This is a genomic window from Actinoplanes sp. NPDC051405 (assembly GCF_055586185.1).
Genome location: NZ_JBVJIR010000001.1, coordinates 638,790 through 652,591 on the forward strand (window position 1 = coordinate 638,790; position 13,802 = coordinate 652,591).

Consider the following 13,802-nt stretch of genomic DNA (forward strand, 5'->3'; position numbering starts at 1 on the left):
CCGTGCGGGTATGACACTTCAGCCGCCGAGCAGGCCTTCCAGCAGTTCCAGGGACTTCTCGATGTCGACCGCGGGGTCCAGCAGCCACTGGGTCTGCAGGCCGTCGGAGGCCGCGATGATCAGCGCGGCCGCCGCCGGCGGGCTGATGTCGGGGCGGATCCGGCCGGCCCGCTGTTCCGCCTCGATGCGCTCGGTCAGCACCTTGCGGAGCTGGGCGAAGCGCCGGCCGAAGAACTCGCGGGACGGCTCGTGGCCCTCCTCCAGCGCACCCGCCACCAGCGTCGAGTAGAGCTGGACCAGGCCGGGCACGGCGTGGTTGCGGCGGGCCGCGTGGGTCATCAGCCCGACCACCGAGACGTCCGGGGGCAGCCGGTCCTCGGCGACCGAGCGTTCCTCGGCGGCCCGGTAGACCTCGATCAGCAGTTCCTCGCGGGAGGCGAAGTAGTGCTTGAGCGCGGCGTGCGAGACCCCGATGGCCTCGCCGATGGCGCGCAGCGAGGTGCCCTCGGCGCCGCGTTCGGCGAAGACCTCGATGGCCCGGTCGAGGATCTCGCGCCGGCGGCGCACGCCCTTGTCGTACGCGCCGCGCCGGGTGATCTCGGGGGCCTCGTCCATCGCGCCATCGTAGGGCACAAAAACTTCCATGCGGAGGTTTTCATTGTTACGGTCGGGTCATGACACTCGACGTTCCCGCGCTGCTCGCCGCACTCACCCTCGAGGAGAAGGCCACCCTGCTGGACGGGGCCGACTTCTGGCGTACGCAGCCGGTCGAGCGCCTCGGCATCCCCGGCGTGATGGTCACCGACGGGCCGCACGGCCTGCGCAAACAGGCGGGCGAGGCGGATCACGTCGGCCTCAACGACAGCGTCCCGGCCACCTGCTTCCCGCCCGCCGCCGGGCTCGCCTCCACCTGGAACACCGACCTGCTGGCCCGCATCGGTGTGGCGCTGGGCCAGGAGTGCCGCGCCGAGCAGGTCGCCGTGCTGCTCGGCCCGGGCGTCAACATGAAGCGCTCGCCGCTGTGCGGACGCAACTTCGAATACTTCTCCGAGGACCCGCTGCTGGCCGGCGAGCTCGGCGCGGCCCTGGTCAACGGCTTGCAGAGCACCGGGGTGGGTGCCTCGCTCAAGCACTTCGCCGCCAACAACCAGGAGACCGACCGGATGACGGTCTCGGCCGACGTCGACGCACGGACGCTGCGCGAGATCTACCTGCCGGCCTTCGAGCGGGTGGTCACCCAGGCGCAGCCCTGGACGGTGATGTGCGCCTACAACAAGATCAACGGCACGTACGCGAGTGAGGACCCCTGGCTGCTCACCCAGGTGCTGCGCGACGAGTGGGGCTTCGAGGGGCTGGTCGTCTCCGACTGGGGCGCGGTGAACCGTCGCGACGCCGGGGTGGCCGCCGGGCTGGACCTGGAGATGCCGTCGTCCGGTGGGGCCGGCACCCGGGTCATCCTGGACGCCGTCCGGGCCGGCACGCTGAGCGAGGCGGACGTCGACCGGGCAGCGACCCGGGTGCTGACGCTGATCAACCGGTCCCTGCCGGCGCTGCACGAGGGCCAGACCTTCGACGCCGACGCCCACCACGCGCTCGCCCGTGAGGCCGCCGTGGCCAGCGCGGTGCTGCTCAAGAACGAGGGCGGGATCCTGCCGCTCGACCCCGCGGGCGGCGGCCCGGTCGCGGTCATCGGCGAGTTCGCCCGGACGCCGCGGTTCCAGGGCGCCGGATCCTCGCAGGTCAACCCCACCCGGGTGGACACCGCGCTGGACGCCCTGCGGGCCGCCCTCGACGGGCGCCGCGAGGTCACCTTCGCCCCGGGCTTCGTGATCGACTCCGACTCAGCCGACGAGGGCCTGGTCGCCGAAGCGGTACGGGCCGCAGCCGCCGCCGACGTGGCCGTGCTGTTCCTCGGGCTGCCCCCGTCGTACGAGTCCGAGGGCTACGACCGCGACCACATGGACCTGCCCGCCCACCAGCTCGACCTGCTGCACGCCGTGGCCGACGCCAACCCCCGCGTGGTGGTCGTGCTTTCCAACGGCTCGGTCGTCACCGTCGCGCCCTGGCGGGACCGCGCGCAGGCCGTCCTCGAGGGCTGGCTGCTCGGCCAGGCCGGTGGCAGCGCGACCGCCGACCTGCTGCTCGGCGCGGCCGAGCCGGCCGGCCGGCTCGCCGAGACCGTCCCGGTGCGCTTCGCCGACAACCCGACCATCGGCGCGTTCCCCGGCGAGCTCGGCCACGTCCGGTACGGCGAGGGCCTGTTGATCGGCTACCGCTGGTACGACGCCCACCGCCTCGACGTGGCGTACCCGTTCGGCCACGGCCTCTCCTACACGAGCTTCGACTACAGCGACCTGGCCGTCTCCGTGCTCGCCGACGGCGGCGACCCCCGGGTCGAGGTCAGCCTGACGGTCACCAACACCGGTACGCGCCCGGGCCGCGAGACGGTCCAGCTCTACGTCGCCGACCCGCAGGCCACTGTCTACCGCCCCGAGCAGGAGCTGCGCGCGTTCACCCAGGTCGCGCTCGGTCCCGGCGAGAGCGCGCCGGTGACCCTGACACTGGGGACGCGGGCGTTCGCGTTCTGGCACGAGGCGGCCCGGAGCTGGGTGGTCGAGGGCGGCGAGTTCGGCGTCCGCGTCGGCGCGTCCTCGCGGGACATCCGGCTCACCGGCACGGTCACGCTGGCCGGCCAGGGCTACGCCGTGCCGCTGGCCGCCGAGTCGAGCGTGGACGTCTGGCTGGCCCACCCGGCCGCCGGCTCCTGGCTGCGCGAGCAGCTCGGCACCGGCCTGTTCACCGACATGCTCTCCGACCCGACCAACGGCCAGATGATGCGGGCCATCCCGCTGGTCCGGCTGTCGCGCTTCCCGGGCTTCCCGGTCACCGAGCCGGACGTCGAGGCCGCGGTGCAGCGGTTCAGCGCGCAGTGACGGCGACCCTCGGCGCCGGACCGGCCGAGCAGGCCCGCCGGTCCCGGATCGCCGTCGCGGCGGTGTTCCTGACCAACGGCGCCCTGTTCGCCAACGTCGTGCCGCGCTACCCGCAGATCAAGGAATCGCTGGACCTGAGCAACGCGGCGCTGGGCTCGGCCCTGGGCGCGGGTGCGCTCGGCTCGCTGCTCGGTGGCCTGTTCGCCGCCGCGGCGATCCGCCGCTTCCGGTCGTCGCGGACCGGGCTGGCCGGCATGCTGCTGATGGCCGTGGCGTTCATCGGGGTCGCGGTCGCGCCGGCCTGGTGGGTGCTGGCCGCGGTGTTCCTGGTGGCCGGGGCGGCGGACGCGATCGTCGACGTCGCGCAGAACGCCCACGGCCTGCGGGTGCAGCGGCTCTACGGCCGCTCGATCGTGAACTCGTTCCACGGCGTGTGGAGCATCGGGGCGGTGCTCGGCGGGCTCATGGGCTCAGCCGCGGCCGGTCTGCGGGTGCCGCTGGTCCTGCACCTCAGCGTGGCCGCGGTGCTGGTCGGGGTGATCCTGCTGGTCGCGTACCGGTTCATGCTGCCCGGACCGGAGGACGCCGAGCGGGCGGCGCCGCAGCCGGGTGCGGCCCCGCCGGGCCGGCGGTCCTTCGTTTGGCCGGCGGTACGGATGCTGGCCGCGCTCGGCGCTCTGGCGGCCTTCGGGGCGCTCGTGGAGGACGCCGGTTCATCGTGGGGCGCGCTGTACCTGACCGACTACCTCGGCGCCGGCGCGGCGACGGCCGGTCTCGCCTTCGTGGCGCTGCAGGTGGCGATGACCGCCGGGCGGCTGCTGGGCGACCGGGCCGTCGACCGGTTCGGCCAGCGCACGGTGACCCGGGCCGGTGGGGCGCTGGCCGCGGCCGGGATGGGTTGCGCGCTCGCGTGGCCGTCCGTCGGCTCGGCCCTGGCCGGCTTCGCGCTGGCCGGGCTGGGCACGGCGACGCTGGTCCCGGCCGCGATGCACACGGCCGACGAACTGCGCGGGCTCGCGCACGGCGCCGGCCTGACCATCGTGAGCTGGTTACAGCGGGTGGGCTTCCTGGTCTCGCCGCCGCTGGTCGGGCTGGTCGCCGACCACAGCAGCCTGCGGGTCGGCCTGCTCAGCGTGGTGGTCGCCGGCCTGGGCACGCTGGTGCTGGGCCGGGTCCTGCTCAACCGCGCCTGAGCTGCCCCGGTCAGCTCGGCGGGAACGACTCCTGGGTGATCGGCACCGCTGACCGCACAGCTCTGCCGCCATGGTCCGGATGAGCTCCGCGGCCCGGGTCGCATCGTCGGTCTCGGCGGACCGCTCGAAGACCTGGTCGTCCACCACGGGACCGTCGGACGCCCCGACGTCCCGGGCCTCGGCCAGGGCGTGGCACCCGGCCACAACCTTCGGACGGGGAACGCAACCGGGCGGCGCCCCTCCCCCGTGGCAGGACGCCGCCCGTATGCCGTGCTTGAGCTACTTGGTCGCGCCCGCGGTGAGGCCGGACTGGATCTGACGCTGGAAGAACGCGTACACGATGATCATCGGCAGGATCGAGAGCGTGAGCGCCGCGAACAGCGCGGCCCAGTTCGCCTGGTAGCCCGCCGAGACCGAGATGTTGGCGATGCCCTGGGTGAGCACCCACTTCTCCTGCGCGCCCGCGCCCTGCATGATCGCCACCGGCAGCAGGTACTGGTTCCACTGGCCGACGATGTTGAAGATCGTGATGCTGACCAGGCCGGACCGGGCCATCGGCAGCATGACCTGGAAGAACAGCCGGGTGTGGGAGGCGCCGTCGACGATCGCGGCCTCGGCGATCTGGTTCGGCAGCGTCTTGAAGAACGCCGTCATGAAGAAGACCGTGAACGGCAGCGAGTACGCGATGTAGACCAGGATCAGGCCGGTGTAGGTGTTGAGCAGGCCGAGGTTCTGCAGGATCAGGAACAGCGGCACCAGCGCCAGGAACACCGGGAAGGCCAGACCCGAGACGAACAGGTAGTAGATGAAGCGGTTGCCGACGAACTTGTAGCGGGCCAGCACGTAGGCGGCCATCGAGCCGAACAGCATCGTGCCGGCGGTGCTGATCGCCACCACGAAGACGCTGTTGAGGAAGTAGCGCCCGACGTGCGCCTCGGTCCAGGCCGTCTTGTACGTCTCGAACGAGATCTTGCTGGGCAGGCTGAACGGCGCCTGCGTGAAGATCTCCGTGTTGCTCTTGAACGACGCCAGGATCACCCAGATCAGCGGCGCGATGACCAGCAGGCCCCAGACCGCCAGGGCGACGTGGGCGAAGCCGCTGAAGAGCTTGATCTCTTTCTTGTCCCGCTGCGTGGCGGTGGTGGAGTGCCGCGACCCGGTGTACGAGGCCGCCGGCCCGTCCGTCTTGGTGTAAGTCACTTGAGGCTCCCGGTCCGGCTCACAGCTCGATCGCGTCGCGCCGGGTGACCCGCAGGGTCAGCGCCGCGAACGTGATGGTGAGGAAGAACAGCACGACACCCATCGCCGAGGCGTAGCCGAACTGCGCGTAGTCGAAGGCGTTGCGGTAGATCTCCAGGCCCAGCACCGTGGTGGCGCCGTCCGGGCCGCCGCGGTCCACGGACATGACGTTCACCAGGGCGAACGCGTCGAAGGCGGCGATGCCCAGGTAGACCCAGGCGACCTGCAGGGTGTTCCACAGCAGCGGCAGCGTCACCTTGAAGAACAGGGTGCCCCGGGTGGCGCCGTCCAGCGCGGCGGCCTCGTAGATCTCCGTCGGGATGGAGCCCATCCCGGCGGAGAACAGCACCACGTAGAAGCCGACCGCCTGCCAGACGAGCACGGCCAGGATCGACCAGAGCGCCAGGTTCTTGTCGGCCAGGAACAGCACCGGCCCGGCGCCGACCTGGTTGAGCAGGCCGTTGATCAGACCACTGTCGTCCGACGAGTAGACCCGGGAGAAGATGACCGCGACCAGGGCCAGGGCCAGCAGCTGCGGGAAGAAGAACACCACCCGGTAGAACTTCGAACCCCAGACCCCCCGGGTACGGCCGCCCTTCGAGCCGCCGCCCACGTTGAGCAGGAACGCGAAGAACAGCGCCAGCACAATCGTGAGCAGCGGCAGGAAGATCAGCAACAGGATGTGGTGCTGGATCGCCTTCCAGAAGGTGTTGTCCTGGAACAGCTTGACGAAGTTGTCGAAGCCGATGTAACTGACGTCCGGCGAGAAGCCCCGCCAGTTGGTGAACGACAGCTGGAACGCCTGGACGTACGCCGCGATCACGAACGTGCCGTAGATGGCCACCGGCACGATCAGGAAGCCAATGATGAACGGGTACCTGCCGTGCTTCATGGTTCTCGAACTCCGTTCGTGATTGCGGGTACGTCGTCAGCGCGGGATCAGCGGGAGAACTTCTGGATGGACGAGTCCTTCTTGACCGCGTCGGCGGCCTTCTGCATCCGCGCGACGAACTTGTCGGCGGTGCCGCCCTGGTAGATCAGCTCGTTGGTGGCGGCGCGCAGCTCGTCGTCGAGCTTCTTGTACCAGGTGTCGAAACGGAAGCTGAAGGTGTCCGCGCCCGCCGCGCCCAGCGCCTTGTTGCCCGAGGTGAGGCCGGCACTGATCTCCATGCCGTCGGTGGCGCCGGCCACGACGGTCAGCGTCTTGGTGAGCTGGGTGAAGCCCACGGCGCCGGCCTTGCTCAGCATGTGGCGCAGGAACTCCATGCCACCGCGCGGGTTCTTGCCCTTGCTGGCGACGAAGTACTGCTCGCCGGCCGCGGCGTAGAGGGCGGTGACGGGCAGCTTGTCGGCCGTGGTCACGCTCGGCACCGGCATGAGCTGGTAGTCGAAGCCCTCGGGGGTGTCCTTGGCCTGCTCGTTCTCGAGCCAGGAGCCGGACGGGTAGAGGCCCACCTTGTACTGGTTCTGCTGGAGCTGGACCTCGGTGTGCTTGAGACCGAGGAACGCCTTGTTGGAGTACTTGGCGCCGACCTCGGCCCACGCGGCGGCGGCCTGCTTGACGGCGTCGTTGGTCCAGGCACCGTCCTCGAGGTTGTCGATGTTCTTGAGGATGTCGGCGCCACCGATCTTGGCGGCGCTGGTCAGCAGCAGCGTGTACATGTAGTACGGCGCGTTCGCGCCCGCGTAGCCGAACGGCGTGATGCCCTTGGCCTTCATCTTGTCGAGCAGCGCGGTGAAGTCGCTCCAGGTGGTCGGCGCGGTCCAGCCGTTGTCCTTGAACAGCTTGCCGCTGTACCAGAGGCCGAAGACGGTGAAGGCGTAGTTGAGCACGTACGGCTTGCCGTTGAAGGTGCCCTGCTCGATCGTGCCCGGGATCAGGGTGTCCTTGACGGTCTTGCCGGTGATGTCCACCGACGGGGCCGCGTACAGGTCGGTCAGCTCCTGCACCTGGCCGGCCTGGACCAGGGCGCCCTGGTCCATCAGCTTCGAGCCGGAGTTGTTGATCATGTCCGGCGGGTTGCCCGCGGTGAACCGCGGCTGCACCACGGTCGAGATCTCCTCGGCCTGGTTGAACGTGACCTTGGAGTTCGGGAAGAGCTTGTTGTACGACGGGATGTCCACGTCGGTCGCGTACTTGGTGCCGAGGCCACCGTTGAAGATCAGGATCTCCAGCGGCTCGTCCTCCTTGATGCCCAGCGGGTTGGTCGCGGAGACCGTACCGGCGGGCTTCTCCGCGGCGTCGTCCTTGTCGTCACTGCCGCCGCCCACGCAGGCGCTCAGCATCGTGACGGCGGGGGTGGCCAGCAGGCCCACGGCGGCAGCGCGGCGCAGCAGCGTCCGGCGGTCGACCTCGGGCTTGAAAATCTCAGTCATGCGCTTTCTCCTCAGATGGTGATGCGGTGCCGGGTCAGCCCTTGACGGCGCCAGCCGTCAGGCCGGTTGCGATGTTGCGCTGGACGATCAGGAAGAAGATGACCACCGGGAGGGCGGTCAAGATCGACCCTGCCATGAGCGGGCCCCAGAAGGTCCCGCGGCTCGTCTGGTTCTGCAGGAGCCAGGCCATCAGGTTCTGGTGGGCCTGGTCGTTGAGCGTGTTGATGATGATGAACTCGTTCCAGGCCTGGATGAAGCCGTAGACCGAGGTCGCAACCAGACCGGGACCGGTCAGCGGCAGGATGATCTTCCAGAAGACCTGGAACCGGCTGGCCCCGTCGATCAGCGCGGCCTCGTCGAGCTCGCGCGGGATCGCCTGGACGAAGCCGCGCAGGGTCCACACCGTGTACGGCAGGATCAGCACGACGTAGACCAGGGCGATGCCGCCCAGGCTGTTGGTCAGGTTCGCCTTCTGCAGCATCAGGAACAGCGGGATCAGGATCGCGATGAACGGCACCATCTGGACCGACAGGACGACGAGGATGATCGCCTTGCGGCCGTAGAACCGGAACCGGGCGATGGCCAGTGCCGCCAGGAAGCCGACGACCAGCGCACCGAGCACCGCGGCGCAGGTGATCAGCACGCCGTTGATCAGGTTCCGCTGGAAGAACGGCGCGTTGAACGCCGACTTGAAGTTGTCCAGCGTGAAGGTGTGCGGGAAGAACGTCGGGTCGAACTGCAGGATCTCCGGCGCGGGCTTGAACGCCGTGTTGATGATCCAGTAGATCGGGAAGAACATCACCAGGGCGAAGAGCACGCCGAGGGCGTTCGCGGCGATCGTGCCGGCGGTGCTGCGGCCGACGGTGGGGGTGTCCGACTCGCGGGCCGGGCGGCGCCGCTTGCGTACGGCGGTCGACGGTGCGGTGGCGACCATCAGTCCACGTCTCCGATCCGGAACATCTGCCGCATGTAGAAGGCGGTCACGCCGAGCAGCAGCAACACCGTGACGACGGCGATCGCGGAGCCCAGCCCGTAGTTGTTGTTGTTGAACGCGGTGCTGTACGACCAGGTCGCGAGCACCTGGTACTCCTCCTCCGGCCGCCCGTTGCGGACGCCCCAGACCTGGGTGAACAGGCCGAAGTTCCAGATCACCGACAGCGTAGTGACGATGATCAGCAACGGCTTGAGGATCGGCAGAGTCACCGAGCGCAGCACCTGCCAAGCCGAGGCGCCGTCGACCACGGCCGCCTCGAGCAGCTCCTTGGGCACCTGGGTGAGGCCGGCGTTGAGGGTGATCGCGATGAACGGGATGCCGGCCCAGACCACGATGGTGGTGATCACCGACCAGCCCTGCCACGGGTCGGCGAACCAGCTGTGGTTGGCGAAGTCGACGCCGGGCAGCAGGTTGATCAGGTAGTTCAGCACGCCGAAGTCCGAGTCGACCAGCCAGCGGAAGGTCTGGGTGGCGACCAGCTGCGGCATGGCCCAGACGAACATCATCGCGACGATCATGGCGATCCGCACGCTCGGCGCGACCCGGCGCATGAGCAGGGCGACACCGAGGCCGAGCAGCAGGGTCAGCAGCACCGAGACCACGGTGAAGGCGACCGTACGCCCGACGACCTGGTAGAACGTCGCGTCCGTGAAGATCTTGACGTAGTTGGCGAACCCGACGTTGTCCGGGGGCAGGTTGCCGAACAGCTGGCGCAGGCCGAGGCTCTGGAACGACAGCACGATCATCCGTACCAGCGGATAACCGAGCAGGCCGGCCAGCAGCAGCAATGCGGGCAGCGTGAGCGCGAGGGGGGCGAAGCCGCCGCTCGTGGCCGAACGACGCTTGCTCCGGGCGCGCCCGCCCGCCGGCGCCGGTGCCGGCGGCTGCTGGGCCGGTGGGGCTGACGGGGAGTCGACGACGGACATCGGTCACCTCTCTGCGGGGATGCGGTGCCGGGCCGGGCCGCCCGCCCGGGGAGGGTGGGCGGCCCGATCACGGTCAGCTGGCGTTGAGGATCTCGTTGATCTTCGCGTCGGCTTCCTTCGCCGCGGCCGGCACGGTGGCCTTACCGGTGGCGATGCTGACCAGCATGTTCTGCAGGACGTTGGCCGACTCGACGTCCGACCACTTCGGCGCCATCGGCACGAACCAGGTCTCCTTGGCGGCCTGCGCGGTCGCCTCGTTGCCCTTGACCGCGGCGGCCTTGTCCAGCAGGGAGGTCGCGTTGGGCAGCACGCCCTTGGCGATCAGGCCCTCCTGCGACTTGGCGTCGGTGAAGATCTGCGCCCACTTGGCGGCCAGGTCGGCGTTCTTGCTCTTGGCCGTCACGGCGACGTCCGAGCCACCGAGGAAGGACGGGATACCGGGCAGCGGCGCCGTGGCGACCTTGCCGTTCACCTTGGTCTTGACCTTCGCCGAGGCGGGGTCGTTGGGGTCCTTCGGCTGCTCCTGGACCGCGCCCAGCTCCCAGCCGTTGCCGTACAGCATGGCGGACTTGCCCTGCGCGTAGACCGCGTCCTGGTCGTTCTCGTCCTTGGTCGGGTCACCGCTGGAGTAGGTCTTGGCGATCTCGGCCCACTTGGTCAGGCCGGCCTGCGCACCCGGCTCGGACAGGGCGCCGACCCACTTGTCGCCGTCCTTCTTGGCGATCTCGCCGCCGTTGCCGTGCACCCACGCCATCGCGGCGTACCAGTACTTGCCCGGCATGTAGAAGGCGGAGAACTGCTTGTCGCTGCCGTTCTTCTCCTTCAGCACCTTGGCCGCGTTGACCAGGTCGTCGTACGTCTTCGGCGCGGTCAGGCCGGCCTTCTCAAAGAGATCGGTGCGGTACAGCAGCACCCGGGCGCCGGCGTAGTACGGCACGCAGTAGGTCTTGCCGTCGAGCTCACACGGGGCGGAGAGGCCGGTCAGCCACTGCGCCGAGTTCTCGAACTGGCCCTTGTCGAGCGGGGCGAAGGCGCCGTTGAAGACGTACTTCGGCATCTCGGTGTTGCCCAGCTCCACCACGTCGGGCACGTCGTTGCCGGCCAGGGTGGTGTCCAACTTGGCCAGGTGGTCGGTCCACTGCTGGTAGTCGACCTGCACCTGGGCGCCGGTCGCCTGGGTGAAGCGTTCGTTGGCCTGCTTGACGACCTCGGGCCAGCCCGACTGGGCGTCGACCATCAGCCAGACCTTGATGGTCTTGCCGGCACCGTTGACGGAAGCGGCGGCATTGGGGGTGTCGCTGCTGTCGCTGTTCGAGCCGCACGCGGCGGCACCGAGCAGCGTCGCGGCGAGGGTCGCCGCAACCGCGATTCTGCGCTTCACGCTAGTCCTCCTGGACGAGTGAGTTATGCGGGTGAGAGGGATCTCGAATTCATGGGGCGGAGCTCCCGTCCTTGACGGCTTTGTGGCCGTGGACGGCTTGGGCGGTGCGTTGGAAGGCCGCGTGCGAACGTTCGTGGGTCCGCTGGGCGACGGCTACGTAGAGCAGATCGAGGACGACCAGCTGCGGGTGCCGCGCGGAGAGCGCGTCCGGCCGGAAGGTCGTGGCCTGGGTGGCGGTGAGCAGCACGATGTCCGCCAGCTCGGCCAGGGGCGAGCGGGGGAAGCTGGTCAGCGCGATGGTGGTGGCGCCGCGGCTGCTGGCCTCGGCGAGCAGCTCTATGGTCTCGCCGGTCTCGCCGCTGTGCGAGATGCCGAGGGCGACGTCGCCGGCCCGGGACAGCGCGGCGCTGGCCAGGCCGTTGTGCACATCGGTCCAGGCCCAGGCGGCCACGCCGATGCGGTGCAGGCTGAACTGCATCTCCTCGCCGACCAGCGCGCTGCCGCTGGCGCCGAAGATGTTGACCCGCGGCGCGGCGGCGATGGCCACCGCGGCCCGCTCGACCTCGGCCAGGTCCAGCAGCGAGGCGGTGTCGTGCATGGCCCGGGTGTCGGCCGCCATGATCTGGCCGAGCACCCGCTCCAGCGGGTCGCTGGGCTGGATCTCGCGGCCGATGTCCACGGTCCAGCCGGACGCGCGGGCCCGGCCGGTCTCGGCCGCGATGCCCAGGCGCAGGTCGGCGTAGCCGTCGAAGCCCAGGGCCCGGCAGAACCGGGTCACGGTGGCCGGCGAGGTGCCGCTGCGCTCGGCCAGCTCGACGATGGTCGCCCGGGAGGCTGCCGCCGGGTCGGTGAGGACCTGCTCGGCGACGCGCTGCAGGGCGCCGGTGAACTCGGGCAGCAGGGTGCGCACCCGCACCAGTACCCCGTCCGAGTTGTTCATGCTGTGCTGCGGCGGCGGGGCCTGGTCGCGCACCAGCGAGTCGACGACCGCGGTCGCTGCGGTGCCGTCTGCGTCTGGCTCGACCATGGGCCGTCCCTTCAGAAAGGAGTGTTAACTGTCGCGGTAAAAGTTCTTACTTTCTGACCCCCCGTGTCAAGACCGTGGGTGAAGTTTTCAAACCGTTACCTGGAGCACGTCGATGAACGCGTGTGACCCGGCAGTCGGTTGACGTACGTCGATCCGCATATGGCCGTTAGGGCGTTACCGCCAGGGCATGCACCCGTTTGGGACGTTTTGATCATCGGCCTTTTGGGTCGCCAACGGCATCAAACGGCGCCCCGGCCCGGCCCGGACGGAGGACCCGGCAGACAACGCGAAACGCCCTCGCAATCTGCGAGGGCGTCTCGAAACAGGAGGAGGTCCGGCAATAATTCTGCCCAGAACCGGTTAAGCGCTGTCGCGGACCGCCTGGGCGAAGACCTCGGAGCGGTGCTCGAAGTTGCGGAAACGGCCGTAACTGGGGGCCGCCGGGGACAGCAGCACCACACCCTCGGACGGCGTGAGCTTGCGGGCCAGCCGTACCGCCGAGGGCAGATCTTCCGCCGCCTCCGTGCGCACGCCGGCCAGGCCGGCCAGCTCGGCCAGGATGCGCGGCCCGCTGTCCGGCAGGCCGATCACGGTGATCTCCCGGTCCTTGAGGTGCTCCCGCAGGGGGCTGTAGTCCAGGCCGCGGTCGGTGCCGCCGACGAGCACGGTCAACGGCCGGCCCTCGTACGCGTCGATCGCGTGCATCGCCGAGTACGGACTCGTGGACAGCGTGTCGTCCACGAACGTCAGCCCCGACGGGTCCTCGATCTCGGCCAGCCGGTGCGGCAGCCCCTGGAAGGACGCCACTGCCGCGCGCAGGGCCTCCCGCTCGCCGACCACGTCGATGCCCATGCCGTCCAGCACGGCCAGGGCGACACAGAGATTGCGCTCGTTGTGCCGGCCGCGCAGCTTGAGCGTGTCGCGCGGGAACAGTGCCTCGTCGCTGCAGTACACCTGGGCGTCGGCCTCGACCCGGAACCGCGAGTCGCCCCCGGCGGCCGGGATCGCCGCGAAGCCGTTCGCGTCCTTGACCGCCACGGTCTCGGCGACCAAGCGGTCGTCGGCCCCGTTGATCACGATGAGCTCGGGACCGTGGGCCAGCAGGTTGAGCTTGTCGCGGTAGTACTCCCGCTCGCCGCCGTGCGCGTCCAGGTGCTCGGGGAACAGCGAGGTCACCACCGCGACGCGCGGCGAGTCGGTCAGATCGCTGCACTGGTAGCTGGAGAGCTCCAGGACGTACTGCTCGGCCGGCGGCAGATCGAGCAGCGGCACCCCGATGTTGCCGCCGAAGACGTTGGGCCGGCCGACCGCCGCCAGCAGGTGACTGATCAGGCTGGACGTGGTGCTCTTGCCCTTGCTGCCGGTCACCCCGATCGTGCGGTTGGCGTGGTCGGCCATCCACAGGGCGCTGCCACCGGTCACGGTGACCCCCCGGGCCCGCAGATCGGCCATCCACGGATGGGTCTGCGGCACCCCCGGCGAACGCACCACCACGTCGGCGGCCATCAGCGCGGCCTGGGCGTGATCGCCACCGGCCAGCGGCGCCAGCGCGGCCAGCTCGCCCTCCCAGGGCACGGACAGGAAGTTGGCGCTGTCGTCCACCGCGATCAGGCGCGAGGGACCGTGGGCGGCGACGGCCGTGACGGCGGCCCGGCCCTCCCGGCCGGTGCCCCAGACGGCAACGGAACGGCCGCGCAGGTCTGCCAGGCGCACAATCGTCTCCCTCGGTCGAG

General features: G+C 69.9%; 11 protein-coding genes. 2 read left to right on the top strand and 9 right to left on the bottom strand.

Annotated elements, in window-relative coordinates; all coding sequences use genetic code 11:
• Positions 1 to 18: 18 nt before the first annotated feature.
• On the bottom strand, positions 19 to 615 hold the full coding sequence (locus tag ACZ6S4_RS02920) for a TetR/AcrR family transcriptional regulator (RefSeq protein WP_465473253.1): 597 nt from the start codon (positions 613 to 615) through the stop codon (positions 19 to 21).
• Between the two features lie 59 nt (positions 616 to 674).
• Between ACZ6S4_RS02920 and ACZ6S4_RS02925 the strand changes: the two genes are divergently transcribed.
• Both ACZ6S4_RS02925 and ACZ6S4_RS02930 read left to right on the top strand, forming a co-directional pair.
• Positions 675 to 2,933, top strand: a complete 2,259-nt coding sequence (locus ACZ6S4_RS02925; protein ID WP_465473254.1) for a glycoside hydrolase family 3 C-terminal domain-containing protein — start codon at positions 675 to 677, stop codon at positions 2,931 to 2,933.
• The gene (locus ACZ6S4_RS02930) at positions 2,930 to 4,126 is read left to right on the top strand and encodes an MFS transporter (RefSeq protein WP_465473255.1); all 1,197 of its coding nucleotides are present in this window, start codon (positions 2,930 to 2,932) and stop codon (positions 4,124 to 4,126) included. Before ACZ6S4_RS02925 ends, ACZ6S4_RS02930 begins: the two co-directional genes overlap by 4 nt.
• 279 nt (positions 4,127 to 4,405) lie before the next feature.
• Here ACZ6S4_RS02930 and ACZ6S4_RS02935 read toward each other — a convergent pair whose 3' ends face one another.
• The 8 genes from ACZ6S4_RS02935 to murD all read right to left on the bottom strand — a co-directional run bounded on the left by ACZ6S4_RS02935 (position 4,406) and on the right by murD (position 13,782).
• Positions 4,406 to 5,326 (bottom strand): carbohydrate ABC transporter permease, encoded by a 921-nt coding sequence (locus tag ACZ6S4_RS02935; RefSeq protein ID WP_465473256.1) that lies wholly within the window; start codon positions 5,324 to 5,326, stop codon positions 4,406 to 4,408.
• A 19-nt stretch (positions 5,327 to 5,345) separates the two neighbouring features.
• Positions 5,346 to 6,257: a carbohydrate ABC transporter permease gene (locus ACZ6S4_RS02940; RefSeq protein ID WP_465473257.1), complete on the bottom strand. Its 912-nt coding sequence runs from the start codon at positions 6,255 to 6,257 to the stop codon at positions 5,346 to 5,348.
• Positions 6,258 to 6,304: 47 nt separating this feature from the next.
• Entirely contained in the window at positions 6,305 to 7,741 is a 1,437-nt protein-coding gene (gene ngcE, locus ACZ6S4_RS02945) for an N-acetylglucosamine/diacetylchitobiose ABC transporter substrate-binding protein (protein WP_465473258.1), read from the bottom strand.
• A 34-nt stretch (positions 7,742 to 7,775) separates the two neighbouring features.
• Positions 7,776 to 8,675, bottom strand: a complete 900-nt coding sequence (locus ACZ6S4_RS02950) for a carbohydrate ABC transporter permease (RefSeq protein WP_465473259.1) — start codon at positions 8,673 to 8,675, stop codon at positions 7,776 to 7,778.
• A complete protein-coding gene (locus tag ACZ6S4_RS02955) occupies positions 8,675 to 9,661 on the bottom strand; it encodes a carbohydrate ABC transporter permease (RefSeq protein ID WP_465473260.1) in 987 nt (328 codons plus the stop codon). The genes ACZ6S4_RS02950 and ACZ6S4_RS02955 overlap by 1 nt, the downstream gene beginning before the upstream one ends.
• A gap of 73 nt (positions 9,662 to 9,734) precedes the next feature.
• Positions 9,735 to 11,042, bottom strand: a complete 1,308-nt coding sequence (locus ACZ6S4_RS02960) for an extracellular solute-binding protein (protein WP_465473261.1) — start codon at positions 11,040 to 11,042, stop codon at positions 9,735 to 9,737.
• Positions 11,043 to 11,091: 49 nt separating this feature from the next.
• The gene (locus ACZ6S4_RS02965) at positions 11,092 to 12,069 is read right to left on the bottom strand and encodes a MurR/RpiR family transcriptional regulator (RefSeq protein WP_360547592.1); all 978 of its coding nucleotides are present in this window, start codon (positions 12,067 to 12,069) and stop codon (positions 11,092 to 11,094) included.
• A gap of 360 nt (positions 12,070 to 12,429) precedes the next feature.
• Positions 12,430 to 13,782, bottom strand: coding sequence for a UDP-N-acetylmuramoyl-L-alanine--D-glutamate ligase (murD, locus tag ACZ6S4_RS02970; protein WP_465473262.1), 1,353 nt, complete (start codon positions 13,780 to 13,782; stop codon positions 12,430 to 12,432).
• Positions 13,783 to 13,802 lie beyond the last annotated feature (20 nt).

Excerpts from the sequence above, each read along its gene's own strand:
- ACZ6S4_RS02925 (WP_465473254.1), top strand. The coding sequence starts at position 675 with ATGACACTCGACGTTCCCGCGCTGCTCGCCGCACTCACCCTCGAGGAG.
- ACZ6S4_RS02950 (WP_465473259.1), bottom strand. The coding sequence starts at position 8,675 with ATGGTCGCCACCGCACCGTCGACCGCCGTACGCAAGCGGCGCCGCCCG.
- ACZ6S4_RS02955 (WP_465473260.1), bottom strand. The coding sequence starts at position 9,661 with ATGTCCGTCGTCGACTCCCCGTCAGCCCCACCGGCCCAGCAGCCGCCG.
- ACZ6S4_RS02940 (WP_465473257.1), bottom strand. The coding sequence starts at position 6,257 with ATGAAGCACGGCAGGTACCCGTTCATCATTGGCTTCCTGATCGTGCCG.
- ngcE (WP_465473258.1), bottom strand. The coding sequence starts at position 7,741 with ATGACTGAGATTTTCAAGCCCGAGGTCGACCGCCGGACGCTGCTGCGC.
- ACZ6S4_RS02965 (WP_360547592.1), bottom strand. The coding sequence starts at position 12,069 with ATGGTCGAGCCAGACGCAGACGGCACCGCAGCGACCGCGGTCGTCGAC.
- ACZ6S4_RS02920 (WP_465473253.1), bottom strand. The coding sequence starts at position 615 with ATGGACGAGGCCCCCGAGATCACCCGGCGCGGCGCGTACGACAAGGGC.